Genomic DNA, 16,672 nt, shown 5'->3' with positions numbered 1-16,672 from the left:
CACCCAACACCGAGCAGCCCGACCCATAGGCCCCCACTCACCCAACACCCCGCCCGGCCACCAATGCCCCAAAACGTCATAAACCTCCCTAGCCTGGAGAGATGGGCGAGGACGAACGGCTGCGGGCCGTGGTGGCACTGGCACAGGGGATGGCGGCCGCGCACACCCCGCGCGAGTCCTGGCGGGCCGCGGCCACGGGTGCGTGCCGGGCGCTGGCCGGGAGCTTTGCCGCGCTGTCGGTGTGGGAGCGCGACTCGGGCCGGCTGAAGGTACTCGTGAACGTCGGGGAGAGGGCGCCGGACGAGGAGGAGTTCCCGGACGGCGAAACCTACCCGGTGCACCAGTTCCCGGAGATCACGGAGTTCCTGCACGAGCGCTGGGCGGGCGGAGTCGGGCCCAGCGCCTGGGTCGAGACCGTGGCAGGGCCGACCGGGCGGCCCGGCGCGGAAGGGTACTGCCATCAGCGCGTCGCCGCGCTGCGCCGTCGCGGCCGTGGCTGCTGCGTGATCGCGCCGGTCGTGCTGCACGGGCGCGCCTGGGGCGAGCTGTATGTGGCGCGGGCGACGGGCGCCGCGGCGTTCCGTACGGAGGACGCGGAGTTCGCGACCGTGCTCGCGGCCGTCGTCGCGGCCGGGATCGCGCAGAGCGAGCTGCTGGAGGAGGCCCGCCGGCTGGCGTTCACCGATCCGCTGACGGGGCTCGCCAACCGCCGTGCCGTCGATGTCCGGCTCGGCGAGGCGGTCGACCGGCACCTGGCCGACGGGACCGTCGTGAGCCTGGTGGTCTGCGATCTGAACGGACTCAAGCGGGTCAACGACACCCACGGGCACGCGGCCGGCGACCGGCTGCTGGAGCGGTTCGGGTCGGTGCTGTCGCTGTGCGGGGCGATGCTGCCGGGCACGCTGGCGGCGCGGCTCGGCGGCGACGAGTTCTGCCTGCTGGCGGCGGGGCCACCGGCGGACGACGTGGTGCAGGTCGCCGCCGAACTCTGCCGCCGGGCGGGCGAGTTGGAGCTGGGCGAGGGTGTCGCGTGCGGGGTGGCCTCGACGGGTGACCCGATCGGCGCCGTACGGTCACCGCGTCGGCTGTTCCGGCTCGCGGACGCCGCGCAGTACCGGGCGAAGGCGGAACTCTCGCGGAAACCGGTGGTGGCGGGCAGGCAGGGCCCGGACGATCCGGTGGTCCGGCTCGCCGACCGGCCCCCGACACCTCCGCCGCCCACGGGCGACCGTCGCCGCATCCGCGGCCGCCAAACCTGATGAGCACCCTCCGGTAAGGAGCCCCTCCCGCGACCGGTCGTGACATTCGACGATTCAGTCCCTACGATCCTGAATATGGATATGCACTCTGTGGACACGGTGACGCTCGGCACCTCCGGGGTCACCGCGGCCGACGTGGTCGCCGTGGCACGCGGCGGGGCCCGGGTCGAGCTCTCCGGCGAGGCGGTGGCGGCGCTCGCCGCGGCCCGCGCGGTCGTGGACGCGCTGGCGGCCAGGCCGGAGCCCGTCTACGGCGTCTCTACCGGCTTCGGGGCCCTGGCGACCCGGCACATCGGCCAGGAGCTGCGGGCCCGGCTGCAGCGCAACATCGTCCGCTCGCACGCCGCCGGCATGGGCCCGCGCGTGGAGCGCGAGGTGGTCCGGGCGCTGATGTTCCTGCGCCTGAAGACCGTCTGCTCGGGACACACGGGCGTACGGCCCGAGGTCGCGCAGACCATGGCGGACGTGCTGAACGCGGGCATCACCCCGGTCGTCCACGAGTACGGCTCCCTGGGCTGCTCCGGCGATCTCGCCCCACTGTCCCACTGCGCCCTCACGCTCATGGGCGAGGGAGAGGCCGAGGGCCCCGACGGGACCGTACGCCCCGCCGGCGAGCTGCTCGCCGCCCACGACATCACCCCCGTCGAGCTCCGCGAGAAGGAGGGGCTCGCCCTCCTCAACGGCACCGACGGCATGCTCGGCATGCTGATCATGGCCCTCGACGACCTGGACATGCTCTACAAGTCGGCGGACGTGACGGCGGCCCTGACCCTGGAGGCCCTGCTCGGCACGGACCGGGTCCTCGCCCCCGAACTGCACGCGATCCGCCCCCACCCGGGGCAGGGCGCCTCGGCCGCCAACATGCTGGCGGTCCTGAAGGGTTCGGGTCTCACGGGCCACCACCAGGACGACGCGCCCCGCGTCCAGGACGCGTACTCGGTGCGGTGCGCCCCGCAGGTCGCGGGCGCGGGCCGGGACACGATGGCCCACGCGCGCGTGGTGGCCGAGCGGGAGCTGGCGTCGGCGGTGGACAACCCGGTGGTGCTCCCTGGGGGCACCTCCCGCTCGAGCGAAGCCGAGAGTGGGGGAGGGCGCGTCGAGTCCAACGGCAACTTCCACGGCGCACCGGTGGCGTACGTCCTCGACTTCCTCGCCATCGCGGTCGCGGACCTCGCCTCGATCGCGGAGCGCCGCACGGACCGCCTCCTGGACAAGAACCGCAGCCACGGGCTGCCGCCGTTCCTCGCGGACGACGCGGGCGTGGACTCCGGGCTGATGATCGCCCAGTACACGCAGGCGGCCCTGGTGAGCGAGCTGAAGCGGCTCGCGGTCCCCGCCTCGGCCGACTCCATCCCTTCCTCGGCCATGCAGGAGGACCATGTCTCGATGGGCTGGTCCGCGGCCCGCAAGCTGCGCACGGCGGTGGACAACCTGACCCGTGTCCTCGCCGTCGAGTTGTACGCCGCCACGCGCGCGATCGAGCTCCGCGAGGGCCTGACCCCGGCGCCGGCCACGCAGGCGGTCGTCGAGGCCGTCCGCAAGGCGGGCGTCGAGGGCCCGGGTCCGGACCGCTACCTCGCCCCCGACCTGGCGGCGGCCGCCGGTTTCGTACGGGACGGGCGCCTGGTCGCGGCGGTGGAGCCGGTGACCGGGCCGCTGGCCTGATCCGGGTGGCGCGGAGCCTCCGGCCGGTAGGGAGTCACGGGGCCGCGGTCATCCGACCACGGCCCCTTTCCCGTGCGGGCGCCGCGTACGGGCCTCACACACGGGTTTCGTGTACGGGTCAGGAGAGCGCCGAGCGTTCCCTGCGCACCGAGTACGCCACAAAGCCCGCGCCCAGACCGAGGAAGAGGGTGCCGCCGACGACGTACGGCTTCGTGTCGATGCTTCCGGTGTCGGCGAGCCGGGTCTGCGCGCCGGCGGGCTCCGCGGAGCCGGAGGATTCGGCGCCCGTGGCGGTGTCCGCGGCCGAGGCGGTGTCCGAGGCCGTGTTCACGGCAGTCTGTGTCGTCGTCAGCTGCCGCTGTGCCCCGTCCTGGGTGGCGTTCGCGGACGGAACGAACCACAGGGCACCGAGGAGCGTTCCCGCGGCGGTGGCGGTCAGCAGCGTTCGACGTGTGGTGGACGACGGTCGACGTGCGGCGGACACGAAATATCGAACCCCTTGTGGCGCTGGCGAATTGGCCGTGTGGGGCGATGTTAGTGAAAGTGGCGGGTCACGGGAAAGTCACGGAAGCTGTGAGCCTTACGCTCCGGGCTATGAGTACATCTGAGACATCACAGTTCGTCCGGCTTCGGGTGGAATTGGTGCTTGAGGTGGAGAACGGCGACACCGTGACCAAGGCCGCGCTGCGGCACATCGCGGACGACGCCGATATGGCACCGGATGAGCGGGTACACACCGAGAACGCGGTGACCGAGGACACAGCGGAGGCCATCGCGTACCTCGTCGACCCGTTCGACCTGGTCAGCGAGGTGCCGGGGGTCGATCTGGTACAGGCCTCCTGGAGCAGTGAGCAAATCGACTACGACCCTGATTCGCCGGATTGGGGCCTCGACGAGGATGATGGCGACGAGGACGAAGAGGAATACCGGCTCGGCTGACGCACGGCGGGGAGATTCACAGCCCCGGGCGGCAACCGCTGCCCGGGGCTCCGTCGTCTCACGAGACGCACTGACCACCCCAGCATCGGTCGGTCCGGTCGGCGTGGACCGGACGTGGCGTGGCCCACACCTCCGTGGAATGTGGAACGGGATCACCCGGTCGTGGCGTTTGACTTCGTACGGGAACTGTCCGGGCTTTGGGGATTTCGGCAACGATGGAGAAGCGAGTGATGACGAACAGTAGGCGGCGCAAGGGCCTCGCGGTCGCGTCCGCACTGCTCGGCGGGGTGCTGGTGCTCTCTGCGTGCAGCGGAGGCGACGACAAGGCGTCGGGCACCGGCAGCGGGGATTCCTCGCAGGCCAAGGCCGACGAGGCGGCGGCCAAGAAGACCTCCGTCGCCGAGATCAAGATCACACCGAAGGACGGCTCGGACAACGCCTCCATCAACAGCGCCGCCAAGGTCACCGTGGCCAAGGGCACGCTCACGGACGTGAAGATGACGACCGAGGACGGCACCGCCGTCGACGGTGAGATATCCGCGGACAAGAAGAGCTGGGCGCCGAGCGGTCAGCTGGAGCGTGCGACCCAGTACAAGATCGTGGCCACCGCCAAGGACTCCGAGGGCCGCGAGGCCCACGAGAACGCCACGTTCACGACCGTGTCCCCGGACAACAGCTTCCTCGGCTACTTCACGCCGGAGGACGGCTCCACGGTCGGCGTGGGCATGCCGGTCTCGATCAACTTCGACAAGGCGATCGCGAACAAGGCCGAGGTGCAGAAGGCGATCACCGTCAGCTCCAGCTCCGGCCAGGAGGTCGTCGGCCACTGGTTCAACGAGCAGCGGCTCGACTTCCGGCCCGAGGACTACTGGCAGGAGGACTCGACCGTCACGGTGAAGCTGGCACTCGACGGCGTCGAGGGCTCCGACGGGGTGTACGGCGTCCAGCAGAAGACGGTCTCCTTCAAGATCGGCCGCAACCAGGTCTCCGTCGTCGACGCGCAGAGCAAGCAGATGAAGGTCATGCAGGACGGAAAGGTCGTCAAGACCATTCCGATCTCCGCCGGTTCGCCCGAGAACAAGACGTACGAGGGCCAGATGGTGATCTCCGAGAAGTTCAAGGAGACCCGGATGAACGGTGCGACGGTCGGGTTCACGGACGACGACGGCAAGGGCGAGTACGACATCAAGGACGTGCCGCACGCCATGCGCCTGTCGACGTCGGGCACCTTCATCCACGGCAACTACTGGGGCGCCGACTCCGTCTTCGGCAGCGTCAACACCAGCCACGGCTGTGTCGGTCTGAACGACGTCAAGGGCGCGGGCGACCCCAACCAGCCGGCCGCCTGGTTCTACAACAACTCGCTCATCGGTGACGTGGTGGTCGTCGAGAACACCGGCGACAAGACCATCGCCCCGGACAACGGCCTCAACGGCTGGAACATGGACTGGGCCTCCTGGAAGGAAGGCTCGGCGGTCTAGTCGTTCCCGAAGAGGCCGGCTTTCTCCGACACGACGACGGCGGCACTGCCCTGAACGGGCGGTGCCGCCGTCGTCGTACGGGTGTGCGCGTTCGCAAGTGAGCGAATTCACGTGGACGCTGTGGCCCCATCACATCGCGCGCCCGGAGTGTTTCGGTCAACTTCCGGCAATCCGGCCAGTGTGGCTCACAAGCGGAACTAAACCGTCAACTCTTAACAGGTGCCCCTCTATTGAGCACACATTCTCTCCCCGGCATACTTTCTTTCACGGGGGATGTGACGCATGCGCGTGCGAGGCTTCCCCCGGGCGGACGAACGGTCACGTCGTCCGGACCTCAGCTCCAGGGGGAGACTTGCGCAGACAAGTGAAAAGAGTGAGCACGGCTGCGATCGCCACGGCGGCTGCCGTGGCTCTGGCGGCGGGAATGACCAGCCCGGCGTCCGCAGAGCCCGAGCTCGCGAGCAGCTCCACGTCGGCCGACTTCTCGGCCAAGCACCGCATCACCCTGATCACCGGAGACCGGGTGGTCGTCGACGCGAAGGGCCGCCCCGTCGGCTTCGAGCGCGCGAAGGGCCGCGAGGACATACCCGTCCAGGTCCGCAAGGCCGACGGCCACACCCTCGTGATCCCGGCCGACGCGGCCCGCCTCATAGCCGAGGGCAAGCTGGACCAGCGGCTGTTCGACATCACGGCGTTGAACAAGTCCGCGTCCCGCAAGGCCCAGAAGAAGGGCCTGAAGGTCATCGTCGGCTACAAGGGCACCGCCGCGGGGGCCCGCGCCGATGTCCGCGACGCCGGTGACACCACGGTCCGCCGCACGCTGAAGACCCTGAACGCGGACGCGGTCCTCACGCCGAAGGACGACGCCACCGAGCTGTGGAAGGCGGTGACCGACTCCGACGGCACCACCGCCTCCGGCGTCGCCAACATCTGGCTCGACGGTGTCCGCAAGGTCAGCCTCGACAAGTCCGTGCCGCAGATCGGCGCCCCCAAGGCGTGGGCGGCCGGCTACGACGGCACGGGCGTCAAGATCGCCGTCCTGGACACCGGTGTGGACGCCACCCACCCGGACCTCAAGGACCAGGTGATCGACGCCAAGAACTTCACCGCGGCCCCCGACGCCACCGACAAGTTCGGACACGGTACGCACGTCGCGTCCATCGCGGCGGGCACGGGCGCCAAGTCGAACGGCAAGTACAAGGGTGTCGCGCCGGGCGCGAAGATCCTGAACGGCAAGGTCCTCGACGACAGCGGCTCCGGTGACGACTCCGGCATCATCGCCGGTATGGAGTGGGCGGTCGCGCAGGGCGCCGACGTCATCAACATGAGCCTGGGCGGCGGCGACACGCCCGAGGTCGACCCGATGGAAGCGGAGATCAACAAGCTCTCCGCCGAGAAGGGCGTCCTCTTCGCGGTCGCGGCCGGCAACTCCGGCCCCGGCGAGCAGTCCCTCGGCTCCCCGGGCACGGCCGAGTCCGCGCTCACGGTCGGCGCCGTGGACGACGGAGACAAGCTGGCGGAGTTCTCCAGCGTCGGCCCCGGCCTCGACGGCCAGATCAAGCCGGACGTGACCGCGCCGGGCGTGGACATCACCGCGGCCTCGGCCAAGGGCAGCTTCATCGAGCAGGAGGTCGGTGAGAACCCGGCCGGGTACCTGACCATCTCCGGTACCTCGATGGCCACCCCGCACGTGGCGGGCGCGGCGGCGATCCTCAAGCAGCAGCACCCGGACTGGAAGTACACCGAGCTCAAGGGCGCCATCACCGCCTCCACCAAGGGCGGCAAGTACACCGCGTTCCAGCAGGGTTCGGGCCGGATCCAGGTCGACAAGGCCATCAAGCAGACCGTGTTCGCCGAGCCGGTCTCGGTGACCTTCGGTACGCAGCAGTGGCCGCACACCGACGACACGCCGGTCACCAAGCCGCTGACGTACCGGAACACCGGCACGCAGGACGTCACCCTCGCCCTGAGCGCGACGGCCACCAACCCCAAGGGCCAGGCGGCTCCGGCGGGCTTCTTCAAGCTCGGCGCGACGTCGGTGAAGGTGCCCGCGGGTGGTACGGCCTCGGTGAACCTGACGGTCAACACCAAGCTGGGCGGCACCGTGGACGGCGCGTACTCCGCGTACGTCACGGCCACCGGCGGCGGCCAGTCCGTCCGCACCGCCGCGGCCGTGAACCGCGAGGTGGAGTCGTACGACCTCACGCTCAAGGAGATCGGCCGTGACGGCCAGCCGGCCAAGGACTACTTCGCCGACCTGATGGGTGTCTCCGGGCTCGCCGCCGACAAGTGGCTCATGCCCTACGACGCCTCCGGCACCGTCAAGGTCCGTGTGCCCAAGGGTGGTTACATCCTCAACAACTCGATCTTCGCGGACCCTGAGGACGCGTCCAAGGGCATCGACTGGCAGGCCCAGCCGAAGCTGTCCATCACCAAGAACACCACGGTCACGGTGGACGCCCGCAAGGCCAAGCCGGTCGACATCACGGTGCCCGACACAGCCGCCAAGTCCGAGTTCGCCATGCCCGAGTACACCATCGAGACGGGCAACGGCGGCTACGGCTTCGGCTGGTTCCTGGACTCGTTCGCGGGCTTCAACACCTCCCACCTCGGTCCGCAGATCACCGACGGTCTCACCCAGCAGTGGGGCGCGCACTGGAGCAAGGGCGGCGCCGCCCAGTACAGCACCGTCACGGGCGGCAAGGTCAAGCAGCTCGCCACCGGCTACACCAAGCACTGGAAGACGAGCCAGCTGTCCACGGTGAAGGTCAAGCTGGGCGCTTCCAGCCCCGACAAGCAGGGCTCGGTCACGGCCTGGGGCTACCTGCCCGGCAGCGGCAGCGCCTCCGCCATCAGCATCCCGCAGAACCTGCCCAGCACCCGGACGCTGTACCTGTCCGCCACGGGCGGTGTGAAGTGGGGTCTCGACGTCGAGCAGACCGGCGGGGTAGACCCGGAGGGCTGGCCGATCATCGAGGCGTCCTACACGCTCGGTGCCCCGCAGGCGTTCGCGGGGGGCAAGACGTACGAGAAGATCTTCAACGTGGGTGTCTTCGGTCCCCGGATCGGCGGCGACTACGGCATCCGCCGCGACGGCAACATCATCAACGGTTACCTGCCGATGTTCGCCGACGGCAAGAACCACGCCGGTGCTTCGCTCTACACCTCGGTGAAGTCGACCCTGTACCGCAACGGCACGAAGATCATCGAGAACGACGACGCGCTGGACGGCGGCGGCGAGTTCAAGGTCCCGTCCGCGGAGGCCACGTACAAGCTGACCACCTCCATCAAGCGGGACACGAAGGTCGCCGCGGCCTCCCCCCGCGTCGACACGAGCTGGACCTTCAAGTCCAAGAAGACCAGCTCCTCGGCCAAGCTCCCGGTCTCGACGGCCCGCTTCGGCGCGCCGCTCGACCTGTGGAGCCGTGCCAAGGCCGGCGAGACGGTCAAGATCCCGGTCACCGTCCAGGGCGCGGCCGCGGGCAGCAACCTCAAGTCGCTCGCGGTGTACGTGTCGTACGACTACGGCCAGACGTGGAAGAAGCTGACCGTCTCCGGCGGCAAGGTCACCGTCAAGAACCCGGCCGCGGGCAAGGGCATCTCGTTCCACGCCAAGATCGCCGACAAGAAGGGCAACAAGTCGACGGTCTCGATCTACAACGCCTACTACGGCAAGTGAGCCGGTCGTAGGGCAGCGGGTGAGCCGTGAGGTTCGCTGACCGCTGATTCGCGAGGCGGCCCGCCGGAGGATCTCCCTCCGGCGGGCCGTTCGTGTTTGTGTGGGTTCATGACCCTCCAGACCGTGGAGTACATCCGCTACCGGATTCCTGAAGCGCAGTCGGCTCAGTTCCTGGCCGCCTACACCAGGGCCGCGGCCCAGCTCTCGGCGGCCCCGCAGTGCGTCGACTACGAACTGGCGCGCTGCGAGGAGGACTTCGAGCACTATGTGCTCCGCATCACCTGGACGTCGACCGAGGACCACGTGGAGGGCTTCCGGAAGTCGGAGCTGTTCACCGACTTCCTCGCCGAGATCCGGCCCTACGCGGGCAGTATCGAGGAGATGCGCCACTACAAGCCCACCACCGTACGGGGCACGGGCGCGGCCGTACCGACGCTGTACACGTGGGCGGGCGGCGCCGAGGCGTTCTCCCGGCTCACCGGGATCTTCTGCGACAAGGTGCTGAAGGACGACCTTCTCGCGCCGGTGTTCGAGGGTCTGCCGCCCGAGCATGTCGCGCTCTGGTTCGCCGAGGTCTTCGGCGGTCCGCGCTCTTACTCGGAGACCCCGCGGCCCTGGGCACAGGGGGGCATGGGCCGCGGCATCACCGAACCGCAGCGCCGCCGCTCGGTCGGCCTGCTCCAGGACGCGGCGGACGGGGCCGGCCTGCCGGCCGACGCCGGGTTCCGCTCCGCGTTCGTCGCCTACGCGGAGTGGGGAACACGGCTCGCGATGTACTTCTCGGGCCCGGACGCGGTGCCCCCGGCCGAACAGCCGGTGCCGAGGTGGGGTTGGGGTGCGGCGCCGCCGTACCGGCCCTGAGCGGGCCGGTCAGGGCTGGGGCGTGGCCGACGAGCCCGCCCGGGTGGCGTCCGTGCCCCAGCTCGCCAGCAGGCGCAGGGCTTCGGCGGACGGTGAGCCCGGCTCCGCGTGGTAGGTGATCAGCGACTGATCGCCGTCGTCCGGCAGTCGGAACGTCTCGAAGGAGAGGGTGAGCGGGCCGACGAGGGGGTGGTGCAGCTGCTTCACCCCGTGGCTCTTCTCCTTCACGTCATAGGTGGCCCACAGCCGGCGGAACTCCTCGCTCTTCACCGACAGCTCGCCGACCAGGGCGGACAGACGCGGATCATCCGGATAACACCCGGCGTCCATGCGCAGGAAGGCGACCATGTCCGTCGCCTTCTGCTCCCACTCCACGTACAGCTCGCGGTACTCGGGCCTCAGGAACACCATGCGCGCCCAGTTCCGCTCGTGGGCGGGCAGTTCGGACCAGTCCCCGAAGACGGCCGCCGCCATCCGGTTCCACACCAGGATGTCCGAGCGCCGTCCCACGACGTACGCGGGAATGCCGTCCAGTGTGTCCAGCAGCTGCCGCAGCGCGCCCCGCACCTGCTGCGGCCGCGCCGACGGCTTCTTCTTGTGCGCCTTCGGCTTCGCCAGATGCACGAGGTGCGCGTGCTCGGCGTCGCTCAGCCGCAGGGCGCGCGCGATCGCGTCGAGCACCTCCGCCGACACGTTGCGCCCGTTGCCCTGTTCCAGCCGCGTGTAGTAGGCCACCGAGACGCCCGCCAGCTGCGCCAGCTCCTCGCGGCGCAGTCCGGGCACCCGGCGGTGCCGCCCGTAGTCGGGCAGCCCCACGTCCTCCGGCTTCAGCCGGGCGCGGCGGGTGCGCAGGAACTCGCTGAGCTCGGCTCGCCGGTCGAGGGTCCCTCCGGTGTCGCCTGCGGGCGCGAGGGCGGCCGGTACGGCTTCGGGCTTCTCGTCCATGCGTCAAGTATTCACGGTCGTATGTCTGCCAGCCTGACCCCGCCAGTGGTAGGACCGGCGGACGTACGCAGAGCCGTGATCTGGGCGGCGGCCGTCGGACGCGGCAGGCTGGAGTCCGCGCCCGGCCGGAAGGCAGGCCGGACGCGGAACGACTTGTGAGGAGAACCCGGCATGACCACCACTGTCGTCGCTTACGCCGCCCCGGCGGCCAAGGCCCCGCTGGAGCGCACCACGATCGAGCGCCGCGAGGTCGGTGAGTTCGACGTACTGATCGACATCAAGTTCGCCGGCATCTGCCACTCGGACATCCACCAGGCCCGCGAGGGCTGGGGTGAGGCGATCTTCCCGATGGTGCCCGGGCACGAGATAGCCGGCGTCGTCGCCGAGGTCGGATCCGGCGTGACCAAGTACCGGGTCGGCGACCGCGTGGGGGTCGGTTGCATGGTCGACTCCTGCCGCGAGTGCGAGAACTGCGAGGCCGGCCTCGAGCAGTACTGCCTCAAGGGCAACATCCAGACGTACAACGGCCTCGACAAGAACGGGGAGCCCACCTACGGCGGCTACTCGGAGAAGATCGTCGTCGACGAGAAGTTCGTCCTGCGGATCCCCGACGGGCTCGCGCTGGACGTGGCCGCGCCGCTGCTGTGCGCCGGCATCACCACGTACTCACCGCTGAAGCACTGGAACGCCGGGCCCGGGAAGAAGGTCGCCGTCCTCGGCTTCGGCGGCCTCGGTCACATGGGTGTGAAGATCGCCCACGCGCTGGGTGCCGAGGTGACCGTCCTGTCCCAGTCCCTGCGCAAGAAGGACGACGGGCTGCGGCTGGGCGCCGACCACTACCACGCGACCAGCGACCCGAAGACCTTCGAGGACCTGCGGGGCTCCTTCGACCTGATCCTGTCGACCGTGTCCGCCCCGCTGGACCTGAACGCGTTCCTGTCCCTGTTGAAGACGGACGGCGCCTTCGTGAACGTGGGCGCGCCCGAGGAGCCCGTCTCGCTCAACCTGTTCTCCGTGATCGCGGGCCGCAAGACCCTCGCGGGCTCCGGCATCGGCGGCATCCGCGAGACCCAGGAGATGCTGGACTTCTGCGCCGAGCACGGGCTGGGCTCGGAGATCGAGCTGATCAGCGCCTCGGAGGTCAACGACGCGTACGAGCGGGTGCTCTCGAGTGACGTGCGGTACCGGTTCGTGATCGACACGGCAACGATCTGACGTTTACTCCCGGCGCCGTGGCGAGGCGGGGCGCCGGGGCACGGGCGCAGGCGCAGGCGCAGGCGCACAGACGTAGGGGCGGGCGCGGGGCGCGCGCATCGGACGCCCGCCCCGTGAAGGGCCGCCCCCGTGAAGGGCCGTCACCGCCCCGTCGGCGGTCAGCGGCGGCGGAGGTCCGCCACCCTGGCGCGTTCCGCACCGGGGTGCTGCTCGCCGAGGACCGTGGCCGTGCGGAGTTGCGGACCGCCGCCCGGGACCTGGCTGCGGCGCGGGCCGGGGAGGGGTACGTCCCGGCGCCGCTGGGGCGCCGGGACGGGATCACCTCCGGCGTTTCCCGAGGTGCCGGCGATCGCGATCTGGACGCCCTGGTCCGCGAGGGCCTGGAGCTCGGTGGCGGCGCGGTCGTCGTGGCCGGGCGGCTCGTCGGTCACCAGCCGGGTGATCACGTCGGTCGGCACGGTCTGGAACATCGTGTCCGTACCGAGCTTGGTGTGATCGGCGAGGACGACGACCTCCGCGGCCGCCTGGACCAGCGCGCGGTCGACGGACGCCGACAGCATGTTGGACGTCGACAGCCCCCGCTCGGCGGTCAGGCCGCTGCCGGAGAGGAAGGCCCGCGAGACGCGCAGGCCCTGGAGGGACTGCTCGGCCCCCGAGCCGACGAGGGCGTAGTTGGAACCGCGCAGGGTGCCGCCGGTCATCACGACCTCCACACGGTTGGCGTGGGCCAGCGCCTGGGCCACCAGCAGGGAGTTGGTGACGACGGTCAGCCCGGGAACCCGTGCGAGCCGGCGCGCCAGCTCCTGCGTGGTGGTTCCCGCCCCGACCACGATGGCCTCGCCCTCCTGGACGAAACCCGCGGCGAGATCGGCGATGGCCGTCTTCTCGGCGGTCGCGAGATGTGACTTCTGCGGAAAGCCGGACTCCCGCGTGAACCCGCCCGGCAATACCGCACCGCCGTGCCGGCGGTCGAGGAGTCCTTCTGCCTCCAGTGCGCGCACGTCCCGCCGTACGGTCACTTCGGAGGTCTGGACGACGCGGGCGAGCTCACGGAGCGACACGGCCCCGTTCGCTCGCACCATTTCGAGGATCAATTGGCGACGTTCTGCAGCGAACACGAAACTGACAGTAACGCGGGCGACCGTCTGCTTTCAGCAGTTTGCGCCGAATAACAGAAGTTGTTCGCACAACAGCACGTGAAGTGGTATACGGACCCACCCCTACCGCACCCGCCGCACGCATGACCGACAACTCCCCGTGACCGGCGGGGAGTTGGTGTCGTGGACTCAGATCTCGCCGCTCGACTTGCGGGTGTGCAGCTGCCGGGCGACCTCGGCGATCGAGCCCGACAGGGAGGGGTACACGGTGAAGGCGTTCGCGATCTGTTCGACGGTCAGGTTGTTGTCGACCGCGATCGAGATGGGGTGGATCAGCTCGGAGGCACGCGGCGCGACGACGACGCCACCGACGACGATGCCGGTCCCGGGCCGACAGAAGATCTTCACGAAGCCGTCCCGGATGCCCTGCATCTTGGCGCGCGGGTTGCGCAGCAGCGGCAGCTTCACACCCCGGGCGTCGATGAGGCCGGCGTCCACGTCGGCCTGCGTGTAGCCGACGGTGGCGATCTCGGGGTCGGTGAAGACGTTGGACGAGACGGTCTTCAGGTTCAGCGGGGCGACCGCGTCGCCGAGGAAGTGGTACATCGCGATACGGCCCTGCATCGCGGCCACGGACGCGAGGGCGAACACACCGGTCACGTCACCGGCGGCGTACACACCGGGGGCGGTGGTCCGGGAGACCTTGTCGGTCCAGATGTGGCCCGACTCGCGCAGCTTCACGCCCGCCCCCTCGAGGCCCATGCCCTCGGAGTTCGGGATGGCGCCCACGGCCATCAGACAGTGCGTACCGCCGATGACACGCCCGTCGGCGAGCGTGACCTCGACCCGGTCGCCCACCCGCTTGGCGGACTGGGCCCGGGAGCGGCCCATGACGTTCATGCCGCGCCGCCGGAAGACGTCCTCCAGCACGGCCGCCGCGTCCGGGTCCTCACCCGGCAGCACGCGGTCCCGGCTGGACACGAGGGTGACGCGGGACCCGAGCGCCTGGTAGGCCCCGGCGAACTCGGCACCGGTGACACCGGACCCGACGACGATGAGCTCCTGCGGCAGCTCGTCGAGGTCGTACACCTGGGTCCAGTTGAGGATGCGCTCCCCGTCGGGCTGGGCGTCCGGCAGCTCACGCGGGTGCCCGCCGGTGGCGATGAGCACGGCATCGGCGACGAGCGTCTCCTCGCTCCCGTCCGCGGCCCGCACCACGACCTTCCGCGACCCGTCGAGGGCCTGCTGCCCGTCGAGCCGCCCGCGCCCGCGCATGACCCGCGCGCCGGCACGCGTCACGGACGCCGTGATGTCGTGCGACTGGGCGAGCGCGAGCCGCTTCACACGCCGGTTGACCTTGCCGAGGTCGACACCGACGACGCGCGCGGGGGTGTCGATGTAGGGGGTGTCGTCGGCGACGATGATCCCCAGCTCCTCGTACGAGGAGTCGAAGGTGGTCATCACCTCGGCGGTGGCGATCAGGGTCTTCGACGGCACGCAGTCGGTGAGCACCGACGCCCCGCCCAGACCGTCGCAGTCGACGACGGTCACCTCCGCACCGAGCTGGGCGGCCACCAGGGCCGCCTCGTATCCGCCGGGTCCGCCACCTATGATCACGATCCGAGTCACATACCCCATTGTCCCGCACGCGCTCCGCCGGGTCTGCCGCGGGGGCGGGGAGAGCCCGCTGTGACAGGAGGGACGCGGGGCGTTGCTGCCGTACCCTCGTCGCATGTCGCTCTACGCCGCGTACGCCGGCAATCTCGACGCGCGGCTGATGACCCGCCGCGCCCCCCACTCGCCGCTGCGCGCCACCGGCTGGCTGAACGGGTGGCGGCTGACCTTCGGCGGCGAGCACATGGGCTGGGAGGGCGCCCTCGTGACGATCGTCGAGGACCCGGACTCGCAGGTCTTCGTCGCGCTGTACGACATCGCCCCCATGGACGAGACGTCCATGGACCGCTGGGAGGGCGTGGGCCTCGACATATACCGCCGCATGCGCGTCCGCGTGCACACCCTGGAGGGTGAGGAGCCGGCCTGGACGTACGTCCTCAACGGCTACGAGGGCGGCCTGCCGTCGGCCCGCTACCTCGGCGAGATCGCCGACGCCGCGGAGTCGGCCGGGGCGCCGCACGACTATGTGATGGAGCTGCGCAAGAGGCCCTGCTAGGTCTCCACGCCTGGGCCGGGGCCTGACGGGTCCGCGTCCGGACCTGGGGCGGGGCGCCCGTTCGGACAAACGAACGCCCGACCGCCCCCGCCCCTCCCCTCGCGGCACGTACTCACCGGAAACAACAAGACCGGGAAACGACACGACAACGATCGCCAACCCGTTACCCCACTCATCTACGCGCGTAGGCCAGGACCGGTTACTCTCATGCGCGTGAACGCATCTCTTCTTCCGGACGACATCCAGGGCGACCCGTACGCGGCCGCCGACGCCGCCGCCGCGCGCCTGCGTGAGCTCACAGGCGCCGAGACCCACGACGTCGCACTCGTGATGGGCTCCGGCTGGGCCCCGGCCGTGGAGGCGCTCGGCGCCCCCGAGACCGAGTTCCAGGTCACCGACCTGCCCGGATTCCCGCCCCCGGCGGTCGCGGGCCACGGCGGCAAGGTCCGCTCGTACCGCGTCGGTGACAAGCGCGCGCTCGTCTTCCTGGGCCGTACCCACTACTACGAGGGCCACGGCGTCTCCGCCGTCGTGCACGGCATCCGTACCGCCGTGGCAGCGGGCAGCAAGACCGTCGTCCTGACCAACGGCTGCGGCGGCCTGCGCGAGAGCATGCGCCCCGGCCAGCCGGTCCTGATCAGCGACCACATCAACCTCACGGCGACCTCCCCGATCATCGGCGCCAACTTCGTCGACCTCACCGACCTGTACTCGCCCCGTCTCCGGACCCTCTGCAAGGAGATCGACCCCACCCTCGAGGAGGGCGTCTACGCGCAGTTCACCGGCCCGCACTACGAGACTCCGGCCGAGATCCGCATGGCCCGCGTCATCGGCGCGGACCTCGTCGGCATGTCGACGGTCCTGGAAGCGATCGCCGCACGTGAGGCCGGAGCCGAGGTCCTGGGGATCTCCCTGGTCACCAACCTCGCCGCGGGGATGACGGGCGAGCCCCTGAACCACGAGGAGGTGCTCCAGGCCGGCCGTGACTCGGCCGCGCACATGGGAGCGCTGCTGACCCGGGTGCTGTCCCGTCTGTAGGGTCCGGCGGTTGGGAGGGTTACCGGGGGCGCGCCCCCGGTACGGCCCCTGAGGCTGTGCCCCAGGCCCAGGCCCCCTCCGGCGGTCTCGTCTGCCGGCTTCTGTTCGGTGGTCGGCCGCGGGTTCGTCGTGGCTTGTCGCGCCCACGCGGCGGAGCCGCATAGCCAAGACAGCCCCGCCCCCCTGGAAAGCCCGGGCCGCCCGCGCCCGGCACCACAGGCGCACCGTCACCACGACCGCCCGCCACCACGGCGCACCGCGACCGCAGCTCGTCGTCACCGCGACGCTCGCGGCAGACGCGTACGCGCGGGAGGGTATGGGCC

13 protein-coding genes are annotated in these 16,672 nt (G+C 70.4%); 9 read left to right on the top strand and 4 right to left on the bottom strand.

What is annotated here, in order from left to right; genetic code table 11:
- Window positions 1–101: 101 nt before the first annotated feature.
- The gene (locus tag FNH04_RS23190; RefSeq protein ID WP_152787260.1) at window positions 102–1,259 is read left to right on the top strand and encodes a GGDEF domain-containing protein; all 1,158 of its coding nucleotides are present in this window, start codon (window positions 102–104) and stop codon (window positions 1,257–1,259) included.
- 75 nt (window positions 1,260–1,334) lie between these two features.
- Window positions 1,335–2,924: a histidine ammonia-lyase gene (hutH, locus tag FNH04_RS23185; RefSeq protein WP_152787258.1), complete on the top strand. Its 1,590-nt coding sequence runs from the start codon at window positions 1,335–1,337 to the stop codon at window positions 2,922–2,924.
- A gap of 118 nt (window positions 2,925–3,042) precedes the next feature.
- Here the strand turns inward: hutH and FNH04_RS23180 are convergent, their stop codons facing one another.
- Window positions 3,043–3,408: a hypothetical protein gene (locus FNH04_RS23180; protein WP_322723603.1), complete on the bottom strand. Its 366-nt coding sequence runs from the start codon at window positions 3,406–3,408 to the stop codon at window positions 3,043–3,045.
- Window positions 3,409–3,518: 110 nt separating this feature from the next.
- On the opposite strand from FNH04_RS23180, the gene FNH04_RS23175 reads away from it, so the two are divergent.
- The 4 genes from FNH04_RS23175 (at window position 3,519) to FNH04_RS23160 (ending at window position 9,884) form a co-directional block, all read left to right on the top strand.
- Window positions 3,519–3,863 (top strand): hypothetical protein, encoded by a 345-nt coding sequence (locus tag FNH04_RS23175; protein WP_152787256.1) that lies wholly within the window; start codon window positions 3,519–3,521, stop codon window positions 3,861–3,863.
- Window positions 3,864–4,078: 215 nt separating this feature from the next.
- Complete coding sequence (locus FNH04_RS23170) at window positions 4,079–5,344, top strand: L,D-transpeptidase (RefSeq protein WP_152787254.1); 1,266 nt, start codon at window positions 4,079–4,081, stop codon at window positions 5,342–5,344.
- A 424-nt stretch (window positions 5,345–5,768) separates the two neighbouring features.
- Window positions 5,769–9,023 (top strand): S8 family peptidase, encoded by a 3,255-nt coding sequence (locus FNH04_RS23165; protein WP_152787262.1) that lies wholly within the window; start codon window positions 5,769–5,771, stop codon window positions 9,021–9,023.
- 108 nt (window positions 9,024–9,131) lie between these two features.
- Window positions 9,132–9,884 carry a group II truncated hemoglobin gene (locus FNH04_RS23160; protein ID WP_152787252.1) on the top strand — a complete coding sequence of 251 codons (753 nt, stop codon included), beginning with the start codon at window positions 9,132–9,134 and terminating at the stop codon, window positions 9,882–9,884.
- Window positions 9,885–9,893: 9 nt separating this feature from the next.
- Here FNH04_RS23160 and FNH04_RS23155 read toward each other — a convergent pair whose 3' ends face one another.
- The gene (locus tag FNH04_RS23155) at window positions 9,894–10,829 is read right to left on the bottom strand and encodes a helix-turn-helix domain-containing protein (protein ID WP_152787250.1); all 936 of its coding nucleotides are present in this window, start codon (window positions 10,827–10,829) and stop codon (window positions 9,894–9,896) included.
- Window positions 10,830–11,000: 171 nt separating this feature from the next.
- Between FNH04_RS23155 and FNH04_RS23150 the strand changes: the two genes are divergently transcribed.
- Window positions 11,001–12,044: an NAD(P)-dependent alcohol dehydrogenase gene (locus FNH04_RS23150; protein ID WP_152787248.1), complete on the top strand. Its 1,044-nt coding sequence runs from the start codon at window positions 11,001–11,003 to the stop codon at window positions 12,042–12,044.
- A 158-nt stretch (window positions 12,045–12,202) separates the two neighbouring features.
- Here the strand turns inward: FNH04_RS23150 and FNH04_RS23145 are convergent, their stop codons facing one another.
- Both FNH04_RS23145 and FNH04_RS23140 read right to left on the bottom strand, forming a co-directional pair.
- Window positions 12,203–13,162: a DeoR/GlpR family DNA-binding transcription regulator gene (locus FNH04_RS23145; protein ID WP_322723600.1), complete on the bottom strand. Its 960-nt coding sequence runs from the start codon at window positions 13,160–13,162 to the stop codon at window positions 12,203–12,205.
- Between the two features lie 168 nt (window positions 13,163–13,330).
- The gene (locus tag FNH04_RS23140) at window positions 13,331–14,779 is read right to left on the bottom strand and encodes an NAD(P)H-quinone dehydrogenase (protein ID WP_152787244.1); all 1,449 of its coding nucleotides are present in this window, start codon (window positions 14,777–14,779) and stop codon (window positions 13,331–13,333) included.
- A 94-nt stretch (window positions 14,780–14,873) separates the two neighbouring features.
- On the opposite strand from FNH04_RS23140, the gene FNH04_RS23135 reads away from it, so the two are divergent.
- Complete coding sequence (locus tag FNH04_RS23135; protein ID WP_152787242.1) at window positions 14,874–15,311, top strand: gamma-glutamylcyclotransferase; 438 nt, start codon at window positions 14,874–14,876, stop codon at window positions 15,309–15,311.
- 213 nt (window positions 15,312–15,524) lie between these two features.
- Window positions 15,525–16,349 carry a purine-nucleoside phosphorylase gene (locus FNH04_RS23130; protein ID WP_322723599.1) on the top strand — a complete coding sequence of 275 codons (825 nt, stop codon included), beginning with the start codon at window positions 15,525–15,527 and terminating at the stop codon, window positions 16,347–16,349.
- The last annotated feature ends 323 nt before the right edge of the window (window positions 16,350–16,672 follow it).

The organism is Streptomyces phyllanthi (assembly GCF_009377205.1).
GTDB lineage: Bacteria > Actinomycetota > Actinomycetes > Streptomycetales > Streptomycetaceae > Streptomyces > Streptomyces phyllanthi.
Note: the sequence above shows the minus strand (reverse complement) of the source record. Positions and strands in the feature narration are given on the sequence as shown.